Below are 19,908 nucleotides of genomic sequence, written 5' to 3'. Positions count from 1 at the left end.
AAGGAGTTGCACTCATCCATGGAACAGTTCAGATTACCCAAAATACCCATGCCACCTGTGGCCTTGCCACAATCCATTCAGGCCGTGCTCGAAGAAGCAGAACAGAAGCTGGCTCACAGGCCGAAGCTGCTTCAATTATTCAAAAACTGTTTTCCCAACACCATCGAAACAACAACCAAGTTGATGGAGGATGGTACCACTTTTGTCATCACAGGAGATATTCCGGCTTCTTGGCTGCGTGATTCCGTGGAGCAGGTGGTACATTATATTCCGTTTGCAAAAGAAGACGAGGACCTGCAACGCATCATTGGCGGGCTGATCAAACGTCATATCCAGTATGTTCACATTGATCCGTATGCCAATGCCTTCAATGAGACGGCCAACGACTGGCACTGGAACACCACGGACGAAACCGAGATGTCACCTTGGGTGTGGGAACGCAAATTTGAGATTGACTCATTATGTTTTGTTGTACGTTTGGCGTATTTATATTGGAAGGAAACCGAGCGGACCGATATTTTTGATTCCAGTTTCAAGGCAGCGATGCGTAAAATCGTGGATCTGTTCAAAGTCGAACAGCATCATATGGAACAATCTCCGTATCGCTTCACTCGTAATAACGGTATCCCAACAGATTCCCTGCGCAATCACGGCAAAGGTATGACAGTCAACTACACGGGTATGATCTGGTCCGGTTTCCGTTCCAGTGATGATGCGTGTGATTTCCACTACAACATTCCAGGCAACATGTTCGCGGTGGTCGCTTTGCGTCAGATGCAGGAGTTTGCCGAGTGGGTGTTCCGGGATATGGAACTTTTGCAGGAATTGAAGGATCTGGAGCAGGACGTGGATCACGGCATTCAGCTGTACGGTATTTATCGTCATCCCGAATTTGGACCGATCTATGCGTACGAGACGGACGGTTATGGCAACCATTGTCTCATGGACGATGCGGGCACACCAGGACTCATGTCCATTCCATATCTGGGTTACGTCACAGCGGATGATCCAATCTACCAGAATACGCGCCGCTTCGCTCTGAGCAAAGAAAACCCGTTCTATTACGAGGGCAAGGTTGCCAAAGGAATCGGTAGCCCGCACACACCGCCGAATTACATCTGGCATATGGGCTTATCCATGCAGGGACTGACTGCGCAGTCTGCCGAGGAGAAACTGGAGATTATTCGCATGCTTGAAGCGACAGATGCAGATACGGGGTATATGCATGAAGGCTTCCACGCCGATGATCCAACGATTTTTACACGAAAATGGTTTGCATGGTCCAACAGTCTGTTCTCCCAGTTGGTCTATAAATCCATGAAGGATGGCCTGTTATGAGCAGTGCACAGGTGAATGACAAAAAGAAGCTGATTATCTTCGCTGATCCTGCGTTTCCGATTGAAGGTGCTTTGCCAACTCCACAGGCGCTGAATGCATGGAAAGCAGTCGAAGAGATCACCGTTGTAAACGCGGATGAACTTGCAGAGGTGTTGAAAGCGACGGCTGGTGAGGGATGTTTCATCAATCTGCATGCACCCTATTTCCCCAAATCCGCTTGGATGGAGATTGCAGCTTATCTGCATCAGGGAGGGAGTCTGATCAGTGTTGGTGGTGCGCCTTTCAAACGTCCGGTTCGATATGAGAATGGGGCATGGGTTGTGGAGTCCGAGCAGACCGCATATCACCAGGAACTCTATATTCATGAGGTGTTATACGTATCTTCTGCCGGTGTGCAATCGTTCACTGCATCTGAACAGATCCCGCTTCTGGCTGGCAAAGAAGGACTTTTCGAGATTTCAGATACATGGAATCTGGTTCCGCATACGACCAAAAACAGTGATTTGCCTCACCAGATGGGTTCAGCGGGCACGATGAGTACACAGATTCACCCGTTGCTTCGTGGGATCAGCAAAGATGATCGAAGCATTGCTGCTCCAATCGTCCTATGGGAGAACTCCCGCGGGACTTTCGTTGGTTCGCGCTGGATGTTTGTACATCTGCCGTTGACTCCTTCATTCTGGGAGCAGGATGGCGCAGGCGAGATGGTGAAGTGGGCACAATTCTGTGCGCAAGGTGTAACCGAGTTATCCCTGAAAACGAATTATGCTTCGTATGAGCCAGATGAGCGGGCTGTACTCACACTTCAAGGCCAGATTTTACAGCGAGCAGGCAACAGGCTTGCGGAGTCCGAGCTGTGGACATTCGACATAACAGTGGAGCATGAGGATCGCACAAGTGGTACGGCGAAGAAGGTATGGAACCATCGCCTGGAGATGGAACTTTCCGGTGAGCAGCGTTTCACACGCATCCTTCTCCCGGTTTCCATTGAAAGTGGACTGTATCGGATCGTATGCCGCGCACAGGCACCTGACGGGGAAGTTCGGACCCTTCGTCAAGGCTTCTGGGGACAGGATGCCGAATTGCTGGCTGAAGGGGAAGTAATCACCCGCAGCAGGGACTATTTTGTAAAAGACGGACGTCCTCTGCCTGTTGTGGGCATGACCTACATGACCTCGGATGTGGCAAGAAAATTTCTGTTTCTCCCGAATGCGGATGTCTGGGATCGAGATATGGCACAGATGGCGAAAGCCGGAATTAACTGGATTCGGACGGGAATCTGGACGGCCTATCGCAACATGATGCAGGTGGACGGACATATGGCAGAGGATGTACTCCGTGCCATTGATGCCTTTATTTTAACGGCGAAGCGTCATGGTTTGCAGGTCACGTTCACCTTTTTCTCCTTTACACCGGAGACGTGGGAAGGAACAAACCCCTATTTGGACCCGCAAAGTGTTGAAGCACAGAAACGATTCATCCGCAGCATTGTCAGTCGGCACACACATACAACACATGTGGACTGGGATCTGATTAATGAGCCATCCATGTTTGATCCAGTACGTATCTTCTCGGCTGGCCCACGCTCCGCGAGGGATTCATATGAACAGCAGGCTTTTGTCGAGTGGCTTCAGCAGCGTCATCAGACGATTGAAGCATTGCAGGAGGCATGGAACATGTCACCGAAGCAGCTTCCCAACTTTGCAGCCGCGGTGACCCCGGAGGCGGAAGAGATTAATTTTGATGTACAGGACATGCACAAGGCCAAAAAAGGAACGCGCTGGCTTGATTACTGTCTCTTCTCTATGGATATGCACAATGGTTGGGCAAGAGAGCTTGTAGGTACGATCAAGGATCTGGTACCGAATCACTTGGTCACCGTGGGACAGGACGAAGCCCTTGGTGCACAGCGTCCTTCGCCGTTCTTCTATGAACGTGAAGTGGATTATACAACGGTGCATTCCTGGTGGTTAAACGATGATCTGATCTGGGACGGTATTTTCGCCAAAACGCCACATAAGCCGAATCTCATTCAGGAGACGGGCATCATGTATGTGGAAACCCCGGATGGACGAGCCAAACGTACGGAAGAAGAGCTTCGTGGCATTCTCGAACGCAAGTACGCTTATGCTTTCTCGACAGGCGGCGCAGGTGCGGTGCAATGGATCTGGAATACCAACTTTTATATGGATAATGCCAATGAGTCTCATATCGGAGCACTTCGTGCAGATGGCACAGAGAAACCAGAGGCCGATGTCTCTTATGATTTTGGCCGATTCATGCATGGCATTCGTGATCTCTTTGAAGACCGCGAGCTGGAGGATATTGCCGTGGTATTCCCGTATTCCAATGACTTCTCCAACCGTGCTCTGGCCTATGATGCTACAACAAAGCTGACTCGTGTGATGTCCTATGATCTGAAACAGCCATTCCGTGCGTTATCCGAATATCATCTGGAAGCGCTGGAGCAGCAGCCACCGAAGCTGATCATCGTGCCGAGTCCGCATAATATGGACAGCGATGCACTGCAACAATTATTCGCGTTCGCGGAGAAGGAAGGCACAACTTTGCTCATTACTGGACCACTGGGGCTCGACGCATATTGGAGGGCAACTGACCGGGCAGATCATATCGTAGGCAAACGCAATCTGGGTAACGTGCAGCGGGAAGAGCTGCTGAATATTAACGGAGTGAATCACCGGGTGACCTATGGACGGCGCCGTATCGCCGAGGTGGCGAAGGAGACTTTGCTTCATGGGGATAATGGTACACCTGATGAAGTAACCGTTCTGCCTTTGGGTAAAGGGAAACTGATCTGGACCGCACTGCCACTGGAGTTAAACGGACGGGATGAACCACTTGCTGAATTGTATCGTTATGCCACTGAAATTGCTGGCGTCGAACAGGAGTTGGAATGGATATCCGGTGGGGATATCGCAGGGATCTATGGCCGGAAGCTGAGTTTTCCAAAGGGAAATCTGTATGTATTTGTATCGGAGTTTGCCTTGAATCATAAGGTTCATGTCAGAGATCAACGTACAGGTGTATCGTACACGTTCCAATTGGAGAAAAATCGTTCCGTGTTATTTGCCACAGATGCTTCCGGAAAGCTGAATGGCGTGTATCGCCCGGATGAGGTTGAGATTATACAACAAGAGGAAAGAGGTGGCGTAAAACGATGACCAAACGGACAAACAAGTCGAAGAGAGCGCACATTATTTCGCATACCCATTGGGATCGGGAATGGTACTTGCCGTATGAGAAGCATCATATGCGGCTCATTCAGCTCGTCGATTCACTGTTGGATCAGCTGGATGAAGGATCGGATTATAAAAGCTTTTATTTGGATGGACAGACAATTATCATTGATGACTATCTTCAGGTTCGCCCGGAGCAGAAGGAACGATTGGAAAAGCATATCCGCAATGGACGGATTGTGATTGGACCATGGTACATTTTGCAGGATGCATTTCTGACGAGTGGAGAAGCCAATGTGCGCAACATGCAGGTTGGACATAAGGATGCCAAACGTTACGGCACCCCTTCGAAAATCGGTTATTTCCCCGATACATTCGGATTGGTCGGGCAGACTCCGCAGCTGATGCAGCAATCCGGCATTGATAATGTGTTCTTTGGACGTGGTGTGAAGCCTACGGGATTCAACAATACGGTATCGGATGCCGGATATGAATCGAGCTTCTCTGAGCTGATGTGGGAAGGGCCAGACGGATCGAAAGTGCTCGGCGTATTGTTCGCAAACTGGTACTCCAACGGGAATGAAGTTCCGGTAGATGAGGCTTCTGCCCGGAAGTTCTGGGAAACCAAGCTTGCCGATGCGGAGAAATATGCTTCAACCAATGAGTTACTCTACATGAACGGATGTGATCACCAGCCGATTCAGCGAGACCTGCCGGAAGCGATTCGTATGGCTGAGCAATTATATCCCGATATCGAGTTCATTCACTCGAACTTTCCGGATTATCTGACCGCCCTGAGAGCATCGGCTGAACATGAGCTGTCCACGGTCAAAGGCGAACTGCGTAGCCAACGTACCGATGGCTGGGGGACCCTTGTGAACACAGCCTCGGCTCGTGTGTATCTGAAACAGATGAACCAGCTGGGCCAGACCATGCTGGAAAAAGTGGCCGAACCACTGGCATCCTATGCCTATCTGCTTGGTCATGCTTATCCACATGATCAACTGACGTATGCCTGGAAAACGCTGATGCAAAATCATCCGCATGACAGCATCTGTGGATGCAGTGTGGATGAGGTGCATCGCGAGATGGTGACACGATTTGATAAGAGCCGCCATGTGGCAGAGGCTTTAATTGAAGAGAGCACCAGCCAGATTGCTACAGCTGTCGATACCTCCATATTTGAGCGTTACGGCGAAAATGCCCGGCCTGTTGTGGTGTTTAATACAACAGGGTGGGAACGAAGCGGTGTAGTTCAGATGGAACTGGACGCGGCTCGGTTGTATTTCCGGGATGGATATACGTTGGAAGAGATGGCGACGCAGATGAAAGCCGTTGACCTGTCAGATCACATACTGGTAGATGAAGAGGGTAACCACATTCCATGTACGGTTAAGGATCTGGGTCTGCAATTCGGCTATGATCTGCCGGATGATCGCTTCCGTCAGCCGTATAGCTGTCGGCGTGTTCGTATTCGTTTTGAGACAGAGCACGTAGCTGCATTGGGCCTGAAGACCTATGCATTGGTTAAATTTACGGATGCTGCAACGAGTGGTGCACTATCGAAAACGACTACTCTGATTTGTGGTGAACGTAGCATGGAAAATCAACATATGAAGGTCACGATTGCAGACAACGGTTCATTCACACTCACAGACAAACGAACAGGCAGGACTTACAAAAACCTAGGCGTGTACGAAAATGTGGGCGATATCGGCAATGAATACATGTTCAAGCAACCAGAGGACGAAGTGGCGCGGACAACTGAAGCACTTCAGGCTGAGATTCGGGTCTTTGAGGACACATCATACTTGGCTTCGTTCGAAGTGATTCACCATTGGGAAATACCGGAGTCAGCGGATGAGATGCTGGATCAGGAACAACGGGAACTGATATATTATCCACATCGCAAAGCTCAGCGTTCAGCCAAAATGATCCCGCTTCAGATCCGTACCGTGATATCACTCAGTCGTAGTGGAAAAGGCGTCCAATTGAAAACAACCTTCAACAATCAGGCGAAGGATCATCGGGTGCGTGCACTCTTCCCAACGGATCTTGTATCTGCTGTTCATCATGTGGATTCCATGTTCGAAATTGCAACGCGTGATAACACGCCTGCACCAGAGTGGCAGAATCCAAGCAATACACAGCATCAACAGAGTTTTGTGGATGTGAGTGAACAAGATGCGGGAATGGTTATAGCCAATCTGGGTCTGAATGAATATGAAGTTCTTCAGGATGGACGAAACACCATCGCCGTTACGTTGCTTCGTGCCGTAGGTGAACTTGGAGACTGGGGATTGTTCCCGACACCGGAAGCACAATGCCTTGGTGAACATACATTTCAGATTGAGATTATCCCTCACGATGGCAATGGTGCAGCGTCAGGTGCATATATTGAGGCCTATCAGCTCCAAGTTCCGTGGACCCTGGCACAGACCGAAGTACACACGGGTTATCTGACACCTAGCAACACACCGTTTGCATGGCAAGGGGACGGCTTGGCCTTTTCTTCACTCAAGGTAAATGAGGATTCCGGGGATGTCATGCTACGCTGGTTTAATATGACTACCGACACTGCGACGTTAATGCTTGCAACATCGCAAGCGAATCCACAGCCATTCGAAACGGCATATAAGAGCAACATCCTGGAGGAAGAGGGCGAGATGCTTCATGCCCGCAGCATAGAAGAGGCGTCGACATTATCATTTGCCAACAAGGAATGGAACATACAGACAGGCTCATGTGAGATCATCACTGTCGGCTTGCGCCGCTAATAGGAGTTGTTCAAAAGTCGAAAAAAAGACTTTTGAACATGCACTAAAAGGTACAGGGCTGCAAGTATACGATGAACCAGGCATTACGTATGGTGGTGGAAGGGTTACGCTATTTACCAGATGTATCTGTTGAGTTATTGGTTGTTTTTCTATAGAATGAACAGTAGAATTGCAAATGATCGAAAGTTCCTATGTCATCCAAGATGGCCATGGGTATACTTCAATTGTTCATTCTATATTGAAACATTAAGGGGGCTTGAAGCCATGGAATCCTTGGGAGGACTGCTTCAGCAGCTGAACCCTGCCTTTCGTGAGCAATCGCGGCGGATTGCGGCGGAATTGATGGAAAATCCGTACGTACGCGAATTCCGTGCAGGTCATCCTGAACTGCAAGATGCACAGCTCATGACCGATCTGAGCAAGCTGTTTCAGTATGCCAAAGACTCTAAGAACTGTGCGAATTGTCCGGGACTCGACAACTGTCCTAACGATTTTCAGGGCCACTTTTGCAAACTGGAAGTAGAACATTTTAACGGTAAACCCGAAATCATAGATATAAAAGCACCTTGTTCCAAACATGTCGCCCGGCAAAATGAACATATCATTAAGCAACGCATTCGCAGTTTCTATGTGGATGAGCGTGCGCTCAGTGCCGGATACAACGATGTGGAGATCATGGGCAAGGATCGCATGCGTGCTCCGGCAGTGAATCAGGTGCTTCGTTATATTAGGGAGACCAAGGAGAACGGATTATCTCCGCAAGGACTGTTCCTGGAAGGGACGTTCGGGACAGGCAAGACGTTTCTGATGTGTTATCTGCTGCATGAACTGGCGGTTGCAGGCCACACGGGTGTCATTATTTATATGCCTGACTTTGTGGAGGATCTGAAATCCATGATTAGTGAAGGGCAGAAGCTGAAGGAAATGACAGATATTTTGAAAAGTTGTGACCTGCTCATCTTTGATGATATCGGGGCAGAGAATCTGAACCCCTGGGTTCGGGATCATGTGATGGGGTCCATTCTAAACTATCGGATGAATCGCAAACCAACGTTCTACACGTCCAATTACAATCTGGATGGGCTTGAAAAACATCTTAGCTTCACCAATCGGGACGGCGAGGAAATGAATAAAGGCCAGCGTCTCATGGACCGGATTCGTCCATTTGTGGATGTCATCTCCGTTCGGGGTGAGAATCAGCGCGGCAAACGTTAACCCGTTAGTCTGTTGGTCTGATCGGCATGATCGGCAAAATATACTTTTCAAACGATAAGTAGTCCCAAAAAAAGCCTGGCTTTCGCATTATCGCGAAAACCGGGCTTTTCTGGTCCTGCGTGAGACCTGTGAGTATCCTATTCGGTGAGAAATCTGAAGATAACCATACCGAAAAAGATCACTGTCATCAGGCCGCCCATGCCGGCAACACCCACGATCAGATCAAACAGATCGTTGCGGGGTTCCTCGTTCACATGTTCACGCGGGTCGCTGATCCGCACATTTGCATCCATGTTATTGCCTCCTTATGGGGAATGACAGCTTGCCCGTGTGGGGGCTGAAACCCGGAGTAATTTTAGTATACTTGGAAAAGAAAGCGTTTGTAAAGATTTTGCAGTAGGTATGCCACATCCTGTAATTGTGAAGATTTGATGTTGGGAAGATGAACATTGCGGCGTTCAATTCACAAGTTTGGCGTACCTGTGTTATACTGGAAGTGTCGTTTACGACGTTACAGGTTAAAATAAACCGTAAGTATATATAAGGAGGACAATTTCATGGCTATTGTTAACGTATCCGATCAATCCTTCAACGCTGAAGTAGAAGGCGAAGGAACGGTTCTTGTTGATTTCTGGGCGCCTTGGTGTGGTCCTTGTAAAATGCTCGCTCCAATCCTGGAAGAGCTGTCCACAGAAGTTGGCGATGCAGTGAAAATTGCTAAAGTTAACGTGGATGAAAATCCGGAATCTGCTTCCCGCTTTGGCGTAATGAGCATTCCAACTTTGATTTTCTTCAAAGACGGTCAACCGGTAGATAAAGTGGTTGGTCTGAACTCGAAAGATGCGCTCAAAGGAATTATCGCAAAACACCAATAATTTACAGGCTTACACATACGCCTCCGGTTTACATGCCGGGGGCGTTTTGCGTCGAATACCTTTATATAGGACAATATAAAGTGAAAATATTTTTTACATCTAAATGTAGAGTGCGGAACCGATTTGGAGAAGCGCAGTGCTCGCGTTTATCTATTTACACAGTAACGGAGAGGACAGAAAAAACCTGAAAAAGCGAAGCGTTCCCCTAAAAGCTTTCTGAAAGAAAGCTGCATCGGAAGCATACGCTATCAACAGATTTTTCCCTTGAGAAAAGGGAATAAAAAAAATCTGGGGATAACAGGGATTGGAAGGTTGTTCTGTCATCGTAGTGTCGGTGTGAATTGTTTAACGAATCGGAAGACGGTACTGTAATCGGAATGGCTTAGTGTAACTTTTATTTATACTTTTTTCGGGAAGGAGGATTCACCGAATTATGGATCAATTCATGAATGAACTGCAGGATCAGGAGAAGGCATTGGAGCAGATTCGCCACAAGCTCGCTCTGTTGCCAGATATGTCTGGTTGTTACCTGATGAAGAACAGTGAAGGCACGATTATCTATGTAGGTAAGGCCAAAGTGCTAAAGAACCGCGTACGCTCTTATTTTATCGGCAGTCATAACGGAAAGACCCAGCGTCTGGTGTCCGAAATTCGTGATTTCGAATATATCGTGACAGGCAGTAACATGGAAGCACTCATTCTGGAATGTAACCTGATCAAGAAACATATGCCACGTTACAACGTGTTGCTCAAGGATGACAAGACATTCCCGTATCTTAAAATTACAAATGAGAAGCACCCCCGGTTGGAAGTAACCCGGCGTGTGCTGAAAGATAAAGCCAAATACTTCGGACCTTATCCGAACTCGTATGCGGCACACCAAACGAAAAAATTGCTCGACCGCATGTATCCACTGCGCAAATGTGGTGTAATGCCCAAAGAAGTGTGCCTGTATTATCACATGGGACAGTGTCTTGCCCCTTGTGTGAAGGAAGTGGAGAAGGAGCAGTACGACCAGATTTCACAAGAAATTGGTTCATTTCTGAGCGGTGGTCATGAAGAGATTAAGAAGGATTTGCAGCGTAAGATGCAAGAGGCTGCGGAGGATCTTTATTTTGAACGTGCTAAGGAACTGCGCGACCAGGTAATCGCCATCGATGCGATGATGGAAAAACAGAAAATTACGATGGCCGATGCCAGAGACCGTGATGTATTTGGTTTTGCCATTGATAAAGGCTGGATGTGTGTCCAGATTCTATACATGCGTCAGGGTAAAATGATTGAACGTCACGTATCCACCTTCCCGTTTTACGGTGAGGCGTACAGTGATTTCATGTCCTACGTAACGCAGTATTACAGCGATAATCCGGCGTTGCCACAGGAAATTTTGTTGCCGGAAATGCCCAAGGACCTCACAATAGATAACGACAGTTTGGATACGGGTTCTGTTGATGATGGATCTGTGCCTGCCGCAGTTACGGTAGAGTTCGAGCAGACGGGACAAATGGAGCATAGTACCGCTTCCCAACCACTGGTTGCTGAGACTCGTGCAGCTTACGGAGGTTCCGCTGAGGCAGATGGTGAACAATCTGACAGTATGCAAGAGGATACTCAAATAATGGATACAACTGATTCAACTGAAAAGCTCCCAGCAGGTCTGGAAGACCCAACTCAGGTTGCTGCTGCTTTACAGGAGTGGCTGGAGATCAAAGTGCTTATCCCGCAACGTGGATTGAAACGTCAGATGATCACCATGGCCGTGGATAACGCACGTGTGGCACTGGAAGAGAAGTTCCGCCTGATTGAGCGAAATGAAGAACGTACATCCAAAGCTGCCGAAGGACTGGGACGCTTTATTGGACTGGATCAGCTTCACCGTATTGAAGCATTTGATAACTCGAATATCCAGGGCACGAATCCGGTATCTGCCATGATCGTATTTACGGATGGTAAACCGGATAAGAAGGAATATCGGAAGTACAAGGTCCGTTCGGTTGAAGGGCCGGATGATTATGAAACGATGAGAGAAGTCATCCGTCGTCGTTACGAGCGGGTATTAAAAGAAAACCTCACCCAGCCTGACCTGATTGTAGTCGATGGTGGTAAAGGACAGATCTCGGCTGCGGTCGATATTTTGGAAAATGAGCTGGGGCTGTTTATTCCGGTATGTGGTCTGGTGAAGGATGCGAAGCATAAGACTTCACAGTTGATGATCGGTAATCCACCGGAAGTCATCTCTCTGCCTCGGGATAGTCAGGAATTCTACCTGTTGCAGCGGATACAGGAAGAGGTCCACCGTTTTGCCATCTCGTTCCACCGCGAGCAGCGCGGCAAATCGATGGTGACGTCACGTTTGGATGCCATTCCAGGGATCGGAGAGAAGCGGCGTAAGCTGCTGCTGAAGCATTTTGGCTCTTTGCGCAAAATAAAAGAGGCCAGTGTCGAAGACTTCCGGCCTCTATCTATTGGTGACAAGTTGGCAAATCAGATTATTGCAGCACTTCGTGATGAGGAGTCGTAACATACGGCTTCTCTTTTTGTTTTGGATTGAATTTGTAGACCAGATAACCAACAATGGCTGGCAGTATAATCCAGAAGAGTCCGGCAGCCATATTCAGGCCATCCCCCATAAAGACCAGGCTGAGTCCCATCAGCAAGCTGTCGAAGATCACATGCGCGAATACAACGGCAATGAAGCCGTGACGCAGCATGATCAGACTGAACAGCAGTCCAATCACCACCAACTCGATGGGACGGGTGATCACTGGATAGATTGGATACAATGTGTGTCCAAGTGCCCAAATGATGGTTGGGATTAGACAGGCAATAAATGTGTTCCGTACAATCTTCTGCATCATGCGAATGCCGAACAGTCGATAGACTGTTTCTTCACCAATACCGGCCATCCAGGCCATGATCGGGAAGAGCCAGGCATAGGTCATATTAAATGTAGATTGATCTGCTGACGTTGTTGACCATGTGCCGATGCTTCGCTCCAGAATGAAGAACAGGATGGATTGCACACCCAGTAGAATGAATGCCCACAAGTAACCAACGACCATGCTGTGAAGTACATATTTTCCGTATCCCGGTTCTTTGGCACGAGGCCACGGGTTCAGACCTATTTTACGCCACATGCCGTCACCGGCAACGAGGGACAGATAGATGGTTGCACTCATGACCAGCGTAATACCTGTCTGCAATAACATCAGGAACGCTAACATGAAACTGGAAAGACCTTGTGCCTGAAAGAGTGGAATCATGTTCAGCGTACCAATAACCGATGCTGCGAAATACACCAGCGAGAGAATGATCCCGCGTTTGAAAGACGTATGTGCTCGGGTCAGGATGCTATAGATGATGGCCAGTACGCCCAGAACAAAGGTCAGGAATGCGTAGCCGCCATAAGTCATCCAATTGGCTTGACGCGTCTGATCTTTCACATAATCGGTATGGGATTTCGGGACAGAGAAGCCAGGATCGAACGATCGTACCGCACCCTCTTCAAACGTAAAGTTCAGTTCAAGCTTGGAGTCTCCGATGGTTTTTGCAGAATCTGTATATTTTAGTCCCGCTTCACCATCACGAGTATCCAGTTGAAGTGTCGGCACTTCATAACCAAATTCGGTCAGAACGCCAGCCGCCAGCCGTTTTTTCTCGTCCAGAGAAATATTGCCTTCGGCAAGCACTTGTGATGTGGTCGCTTTCCCCGTGCTTTGCTCCGCCTCAATGGCGGTATAGAGGGAAGAAGGCAGCTCCCGTTTGAAGCCGACCACTTTTCCTGTTTTCATATGTACGTCAACATTTAGGTAACCGCCTTTGTCCTGATCAGGCAAACGGACGCGGAATACATCGTAAGGATAGCTTGTTTCCCATTTCTGGTTATAGGTATCCAGTTGTTTGGTTTTGGCCATATACCCGTAGATATCCGAATGTGTCTGGTAGGTTACCAGGTTTTTTTTATCATCATTTGGCAGTGTATAGTCACTCACAGAAGCTGCGAATGATCGTGCGGATTGCGTCGCCTGCTCCTTGGTTATGAAGGACGTGGACGAAATTTCTGTCGTTTGCGATGAGGTAGCAGGAAAGATCTGAAAGATAAAAAATAGAATCAGGCCAATCGCCGCAAGCAACCCCAGCCGCTTGAAGTTAGCCTTAAGTTGCAAAGGCTGCCCTAAGGGATTCATGTAATAGTGTTCCTCCTTCATTAATATGGATATTAAAGTTAACATAGCACAGGCCAAGCACCGAATGCCAATGATGTAACGAAAACAGGTGTAAATCCTTGAAAATGAATGAAAAGGACCGAAAGAATCTGATCCATCCGTCGCCATATCTGAGTTCTTCCCTTTTTGGCTGAATTCGATGCTATTTACACAAAAAACGTTTTGTCTACAAACGCCGCAGCGCTTATAATTTTTGAAGCAAATGTGCAACGATTCGCATGTCTTTCGCCCAACAAGGGAACGAATAGAATATTCCAACTTCATTATATATGTCGTTTTAATCTGAATCATACATTTTAACGTTTGGAGACAGTATTTCAAGTGAAGAAAGCTCCAAGGGGTGTGGAGTTATTTTCATTTTAGAAGAGGTGGAAGATACTTAAGTGAAAATGAATGTTCAATGGATGCGATTGTCGCCACCCCGTATTCTTGTGTTAGGTTTTGCTGGCATCATATTGGTAGGCACACTGTTGTTAATGCTTCCGGCATCCAACCATAACGGTGACAGTCTTGCATTTATTGATGCGCTCTTTACAGCGACATCGGCTGTCTGTGTCACGGGTTTGGTTGTGGTGGATACAGGGACTCATTTCTCGGTGCTGGGTCAGGTTGTGATTGCGATTCTGATTCAGATTGGCGGACTGGGCTTTATGACAATGTCCACATTGGTTGCCATTGCGTTCAAACGGCGGATTTCGCTTAGAGAACGGTTGATTCTACAGGAAGCGATGAACCAGAGTACGATGGAGGGCATCGTCCGGCTGATTCGTAAAGTTGTGATCTACTCGCTTATTCTCGAAGGCATATGTGGCACATTGTTTGCCATTCGCTGGTCGTTCGACATGCCGATCGGACAGGCGATCTATTATGGCTATTGGCATGCGATCTCGTTGTTCAACAATGCGGGCTTTGATATGTTTGGGGATTTCCGCAGTCTGACCGGTTATGTGTATGACCCGTTGATTAATTTTACAGCAATGTTCCTGATTGTCTCTGGCGGTATCGGTTTTGTGGTGTTGTCAGACCTGGTGGATTACCGCAAAACGCGGAAGCTGTCTCTGCACTCCAAAGTTGTACTGTTAATAACTGGATTGTTGATTTTGTTTGGTGCACTTGTCATTTTTGTATTTGAATTCAGCAATCCACGGACACTCGGCGGCCTGAACTGGGGTGGCAAAATTCTCGGTTCATTCTTCCAGTCCGTTACGCCGCGAACAGCAGGAGCCAATACGGTAGACATTGCCGGGCTCAGACAGGCAACACAATTCTTTATGATCATTCTGATGTTCATTGGTGCTTCGCCAGGTTCTACCGGAGGCGGCATCAAAACAACGACATTTATGATTATGGCTGGAGCAGTCATCGCCATGGTACGTGGACGGGAAGATATCGTGTTCTTCCGATACCGGCTCGCACAGGAACGGATTTACAAGGCACTTACCGTAACATTGCTAGCCTTGTTATTCATCATTGTTGTAACAATGCTGCTGAGCACAACAGAAGATAGCAGTTTTTTGATGATATTATTTGAAACGACATCGGCCTTTAGTACCGTGGGATTATCGCTCGGACTGACGCTGAAGCTGACTACAATCGGCAAGCTGCTGATATGTTTTACGATGTTTGCAGGAAGGCTTGGCCCGATTACACTGGCGTATGCACTGGGGCAGAAAAAGGGTAAAGAGTTATACAGGTATCCGGAAGGCAAAATGATTATTGGATGAATCTATTTTTAGTGAGTTATGAAATTGATTTGGATAAGGGGTTCGTGAAGAACAATGAAAACACAGCAGTTTGCGGTGATTGGGCTTGGGCGGTTTGGCTCCAGTCTGGCACAGGAATTAATGGAACTCGGCTACGAGGTGCTCGGGATCGATAAAAATGAAGAAGTCGTCGAAGACATGAGTGAATTGGTCACCCATGCCGTTGTAGCCGATGCCACAGATGAGGAAGTGTTGCGCTCTCTGGGTATTCGCAATTTTGATTGTGGTATCGTAGCCATCGGAGATGATATTCAGACGAGCATTCTCACCGCGATTCTGTTAAAAGAGCTGGGCGTCAAGACGGTCGTGGCCAAGGCCATATCGGTCCTTCACGGACGAGCATTGGATAAACTCGGGATCGATCGTGTCGTTTATCCGGAGCGCGATATGGGCATTCGGGTTGCCCACCAGCTGGTTACCCCGAACTTGCTGGATTACATTGAATTATCCAATGATTACAGTATTGTTGAGATGAAGGTTCCCGCCTGTCTGCACAACAAAACCCTTTCAACCCTGAATGCACGTGTACGTTTTGGTTGCAGCATTGTAGCGTTACAGAAAGAAGCTGGGGTCATTATTGCTCCGACAGCACTGGACTCGCTTCAAATGGGGGATATCATGGTCATTATTGGTAATAATGCAGATATCGACCGATTTGAAGAAGAGGTTATCAGCCAAGAGAGCTGATAATTAAGATGAGTTAAATATGGAAGCCAGGCGTTAGAGCCGGGTTAATTCAGATCAAAGCTAAGGCGTCGTAGCCCTCCGTGAGGGCAATGGCGCCTTTGCTGTAAAGAGTGCAGCCGTTTCCTTGACCCATTGTCTGGAGGTCTCGCTGAGGTCCTCTTTTTCCCCATAGATCATGCAGGTTGTTCTGCGGGTCTGCTGTAATTGAGGCAAATGAACAGAAACAAGATCATTGTCCGCGAGCAATTGTGGACGAAGATATGACTTGGGCAATAGAGCAGCAGCCTTGGCAGAAGGTAGAAGTCGGATGATCGCTTCGAAGGAATCAATCTCCATGCGAATATCCGGCATCACGGCACAGCGCTGGAAGAGGTCGTCCGTTAATTTGCGGTACCAGGTGCCTTTGGAGAACGTGATCATCGGCAGATCCTGCAAATGCTCCATCCCGGCTTCCTTACCGGACAAGGGGTGTGTAAGCGGCACAACCAGTTCCAGGTGATCATCAAAGAGCGGCACACAGTTAAGCCCCACTTCACTGATGGAGGAGGCGACAATGCCCACATCGGCTTTTTTGTCACGCACAAACGAGACAATCTCATGTGTTTTCCCCGTCAACAGTTTCAGTTCGGCATTTGGATGTTTCTCCATAAAGGCATTGACGAGAGGTGGCAACGTGGTTTGAAGCGTCGTCAGACTGGCTCCGAGTGTAATGGTGCTTTGTTCTTCGTCTTTATACTGGGCCAGCATGGTGAGGAACTTCTGTTGCTGCTGCTTCTGTTCTACCGCAAAGGTATAGGCGAACTGGCCCACACTGGTTAACTCCAGCCGTTTGCCACGGCGGTGGAACAGGGCAACGCCCAGTTCATCCTCCAATTTGGCAATTTTCCGTGAGAGTGCGGGTTGGGACAAGTTCAGTAACTTGGATGCACGGTTCAGGCTGGATTGCTCCACAACCGCTGCAAATGCATTTAACTCCTCAAACATGAACAATAACCTCTTTTCCATGAATGTGATTCTTGCCCTTGCTTAATCGTTTTCCATGTTGTATGGCCTGTAAACCCAATGTTTCACTGCTTATACCTATAGGTTATAACATTTAATAATTATATTGCAATTCCCTTATAAGAAAAAAAGGAGTAACATGAATCGTGACACAAGTTGTTCACACCTGGGGAAAACGGAACAATTTGTCGAACCTTTTCAGGGAAAAGGATTCGTGTCATGATAAGTGAAATCATTTATGAAAACGTTGTATTTAGCGAAAGGGGATCGACATTTTATGAAAGGGTTCTACTCCAGAAAGCTGCACTCCTTGCTTGGCGTCATTCCGCTCAGTTTGTTTTTTGTTGAGCATTTGGTGACGAACTTCACGGCAGTTGAAGGCGGCAAAGAAGCTTTTTACGGTGCTGTTGCATTTCTGAACGGTTTGCCTCTTGTTATTGTGATCGAGGCATTACTTATCTGGCTGCCGTTGTTCTATCACGGTGTTTACGGTCTTTATATTGCCTATCAGGCCAAGCCTAATGTGGGCCGTTATGGCAATGAGCGCAACTGGCGCTACACGTTGCAGAGGGTCAGCGGTATTATTACGTTTGTATTCGTCATCTGGCACGTATGGGAGACGAGAGTACAGATTGCGCTGGGTAATGTATCCCATGAAGAGATTGGCGGCGTCATACATGATGCGGTGACGAATCCGATAACCTTTGCGATATATATGATCAGTGTGGTTGCGGCGTCATATCACTTTGCCAATGGTCTGTGGTCGTTCCTCGTTAGCTGGGGAATTACAGTTGGTCCGCGTGCTCAACGTGTATCCTCATACGTATGTATGAGCTTGTTCGCTATTGTTTCCATCATGTTTATTGCTTCACTATTTGCTTTCCGGAGCATTGATTTCCAAACGGCTACTTCGATGATTGACGCAGTTAAAACAGTTCTAATTTAAGCATTTAGCGTATAAATGCTGACTTATAAGGGAGTGAACAGCAATGGCATCAACGAATGTAATTATTGTGGGCGGCGGTCTCGCAGGATTGATGGCGGCGATCAAATCGGCTGAAGCCGGAGTCCATGTTCATTTATTTTCACTGGTTCCTGTTAAAAGATCCCACTCTGTATGCGCACAAGGCGGCATTAACGGAGCGGTAAATACCAAGGGTGAGGGTGACTCCCCATGGGTACACTTTGACGATACGGTATACGGCGGTGATTTCCTCGCGAACCAACCTCCTGTTAAAGCGATGTGCGAAGCAGCACCTGGCATCATTCACCTGATGGACCGTATGGGCGTAATGTTCAACCGGACACCGGAAGGTTTGCTTGATTTCCGTCGTTTCGGGGGAACGAAGCATCACCGTACAGCGTTTGCCGGAGCGACAACAGGACAACAATTGCTCTATGCATTAGACGAGCAGGTACGTCGCTGGGAAGCAGCGGGCCTGGTTACGAAATATGAGAACTGGGAGTTCCTGCAGGCGGTTTTGGATGATGAAGGCGTATGTCGCGGGATCGTAGCTCAGGATCTGAAAACGATGAAGGTACAGACCTTCCCGGCAGAAGCGGTTATTCTGGCGAGTGGTGGTCCGGGGATCATCTTCGGTAAAACGACCAACTCTGTAATTAACACAGGTACAGCGGCAAGTGCCGTGTATCAGCAAGGTGTAAATTATGCAAACGGGGAGTTTATTCAGATTCACCCAACAGCCATTCCAGGGGATGACAAGCTGCGTCTCATGTCTGAATCCGCGCGTGGTGAAGGTGGACGGATCTGGACGTACAAAGACGGAAAACCTTGGTATTTCCTTGAAGAAAAATATCCATCCTACGGTAACCTGGTTCCACGTGATATCGCAACTCGTGAGATCTTCAGCGTCTGCGTAGATATGGGTCTGGGTGTGAATGGCGAGAACATGGTTTATCTCGATTTGTCGCACAAAGATCCGAAGGAACTGGATGTTAAACTCGGCGGAATCATTGAGATCTATGAGAAGTTCATGGGCGATGACCCGCGTAAAATCCCAATGAAAATCTTCCCGGCAGTCCATTATTCCATGGGCGGCATGTGGGTAGATTACAATCAAATGACTAACATTCCGGGGCTGTTCGCAGCTGGTGAATGTGAATATCAATACCATGGTGCGAACCGTCTGGGTGCCAACTCATTGGTATCCGCGATCTATGGTGGTATGGTGGCTGGACCAAAAGCGGCTGAATATATCAAAGGACTTAAAAAATCGTCCGCAGATATCCCATCTTCCGTATTTGAGAAACACACCAAGCAACAAAGCGATAAATACGAAGGCATCTTGAAAATGCAGGGCACGGAAAATGCCTATGTCATTCATAAAGAGCTTGGCGAGTGGATGACAGCCAACATGACGGTTGTGCGCTACAACGACAAGCTTGAAGCCACGATTGGCAAGATCAAGGAATTGAAAGAGCGTTATGGCAAAATCAACATGTATGACAGCTCCGGTTGGAATAACCCGAGCGCAGCATTCACTCGTCAACTGTGGAACATGATTGAATTGGCAGAAGCCATGACTCTTGGTGCTCTGCTCCGTAACGAAAGCCGCGGCGCGCATTACAAACCGGAATTCACGGAACGTAATGATGAAGAGTTCCTGAAAACGACTATCGCAAGCTGGTCGAAGGAAGGCCCGAAAATCTCGTACGAGCCAGTAGACGTATCCCTGATCCCACCACGTATCCGGGATTACTCCAAGGATTAAGAAGTATCACACGATTCATGCAATGAATAGTTAAACACCTGAACGAAGAAGGCAGGAAAACTTTGGAGAAGCAGAGCCTTCTTCAAAGTTACTGCC

13 protein-coding genes are annotated in these 19,908 nt (G+C 47.9%); 10 read left to right on the top strand and 3 right to left on the bottom strand.

Annotated features, from left to right (window positions below; all coding sequences use genetic code 11):
* The first annotated feature begins 18 nt into the window (after positions 1-18).
* The 4 genes from ABTV53_RS22955 to dnaI all read left to right on the top strand — a co-directional run bounded on the left by ABTV53_RS22955 (position 19) and on the right by dnaI (position 8,527).
* On the top strand, positions 19-1,338 hold the full coding sequence (locus ABTV53_RS22955; protein ID WP_433746882.1) for a glycoside hydrolase family 125 protein: 1,320 nt from the start codon (positions 19-21) through the stop codon (positions 1,336-1,338).
* Positions 1,335-4,520 (top strand): beta-galactosidase, encoded by a 3,186-nt coding sequence (locus ABTV53_RS22950; RefSeq protein WP_433746880.1) that lies wholly within the window; start codon positions 1,335-1,337, stop codon positions 4,518-4,520. Before ABTV53_RS22955 ends, ABTV53_RS22950 begins: the two co-directional genes overlap by 4 nt.
* The gene (locus tag ABTV53_RS22945; RefSeq protein ID WP_433746877.1) at positions 4,517-7,312 is read left to right on the top strand and encodes an alpha-mannosidase; all 2,796 of its coding nucleotides are present in this window, start codon (positions 4,517-4,519) and stop codon (positions 7,310-7,312) included. The genes ABTV53_RS22950 and ABTV53_RS22945 overlap by 4 nt, the downstream gene beginning before the upstream one ends.
* Positions 7,313-7,576: 264 nt before the next feature.
* Positions 7,577-8,527 (top strand): primosomal protein DnaI, encoded by a 951-nt coding sequence (gene dnaI, locus ABTV53_RS22940; RefSeq protein WP_433746874.1) that lies wholly within the window; start codon positions 7,577-7,579, stop codon positions 8,525-8,527.
* Positions 8,528-8,664: 137 nt separating this feature from the next.
* On the opposite strand, the gene ABTV53_RS22935 is transcribed toward dnaI, so the two are convergent.
* Complete coding sequence (locus ABTV53_RS22935) at positions 8,665-8,820, bottom strand: YqzM family protein (RefSeq protein WP_433746871.1); 156 nt, start codon at positions 8,818-8,820, stop codon at positions 8,665-8,667.
* A 264-nt stretch (positions 8,821-9,084) separates the two neighbouring features.
* On the opposite strand from ABTV53_RS22935, the gene trxA reads away from it, so the two are divergent.
* Both trxA and uvrC read left to right on the top strand, forming a co-directional pair.
* A complete protein-coding gene (trxA, locus tag ABTV53_RS22930; RefSeq protein WP_017692451.1) occupies positions 9,085-9,402 on the top strand; it encodes a thioredoxin in 318 nt (105 codons plus the stop codon).
* A 433-nt stretch (positions 9,403-9,835) separates the two neighbouring features.
* Positions 9,836-11,923: an excinuclease ABC subunit UvrC gene (uvrC, locus tag ABTV53_RS22925; protein ID WP_433746868.1), complete on the top strand. Its 2,088-nt coding sequence runs from the start codon at positions 9,836-9,838 to the stop codon at positions 11,921-11,923.
* Here the strand turns inward: uvrC and ABTV53_RS22920 are convergent.
* Positions 11,892-13,589, bottom strand: a complete 1,698-nt coding sequence (locus tag ABTV53_RS22920; RefSeq protein WP_433746865.1) for a CPBP family glutamic-type intramembrane protease — start codon at positions 13,587-13,589, stop codon at positions 11,892-11,894. The genes uvrC and ABTV53_RS22920 overlap by 32 nt on opposite strands.
* A 428-nt stretch (positions 13,590-14,017) precedes the next feature.
* Here ABTV53_RS22920 and ABTV53_RS22915 point away from each other — a divergent pair, with 428 nt between their 5' ends.
* Both ABTV53_RS22915 and ABTV53_RS22910 read left to right on the top strand, forming a co-directional pair.
* Entirely contained in the window at positions 14,018-15,352 is a 1,335-nt protein-coding gene (locus tag ABTV53_RS22915) for a TrkH family potassium uptake protein (RefSeq protein ID WP_433754326.1), read from the top strand.
* A 54-nt stretch (positions 15,353-15,406) separates the two neighbouring features.
* Complete coding sequence (locus tag ABTV53_RS22910) at positions 15,407-16,078, top strand: potassium channel family protein (protein ID WP_091020848.1); 672 nt, start codon at positions 15,407-15,409, stop codon at positions 16,076-16,078.
* Positions 16,079-16,138: 60 nt separating this feature from the next.
* On the opposite strand, the gene ABTV53_RS22905 is transcribed toward ABTV53_RS22910, so the two are convergent.
* Positions 16,139-17,062 carry a LysR family transcriptional regulator gene (locus tag ABTV53_RS22905; protein ID WP_433746862.1) on the bottom strand — a complete coding sequence of 308 codons (924 nt, stop codon included), beginning with the start codon at positions 17,060-17,062 and terminating at the stop codon, positions 16,139-16,141.
* Between the two features lie 295 nt (positions 17,063-17,357).
* Between ABTV53_RS22905 and ABTV53_RS22900 the strand changes: the two genes are divergently transcribed.
* Together ABTV53_RS22900 and sdhA are read left to right on the top strand one after the other, a co-directional pair.
* Positions 17,358-18,026 carry a succinate dehydrogenase cytochrome b558 subunit gene (locus ABTV53_RS22900; RefSeq protein ID WP_036605792.1) on the top strand — a complete coding sequence of 223 codons (669 nt, stop codon included), beginning with the start codon at positions 17,358-17,360 and terminating at the stop codon, positions 18,024-18,026.
* A 43-nt stretch (positions 18,027-18,069) separates the two neighbouring features.
* Positions 18,070-19,812 (top strand): succinate dehydrogenase flavoprotein subunit, encoded by a 1,743-nt coding sequence (sdhA, locus tag ABTV53_RS22895; RefSeq protein WP_036673387.1) that lies wholly within the window; start codon positions 18,070-18,072, stop codon positions 19,810-19,812.
* The last annotated feature ends 96 nt before the right edge of the window (positions 19,813-19,908 follow it).

Origin of the sequence: Paenibacillus amylolyticus, from assembly GCF_050990605.1 — a bacterium.
GTDB classification, from domain to species: Bacteria; Bacillota; Bacilli; order Paenibacillales; family Paenibacillaceae; genus Paenibacillus; species Paenibacillus amylolyticus_H.
Note: the sequence above shows the minus strand (reverse complement) of the source record. Positions and strands in the feature narration are given on the sequence as shown.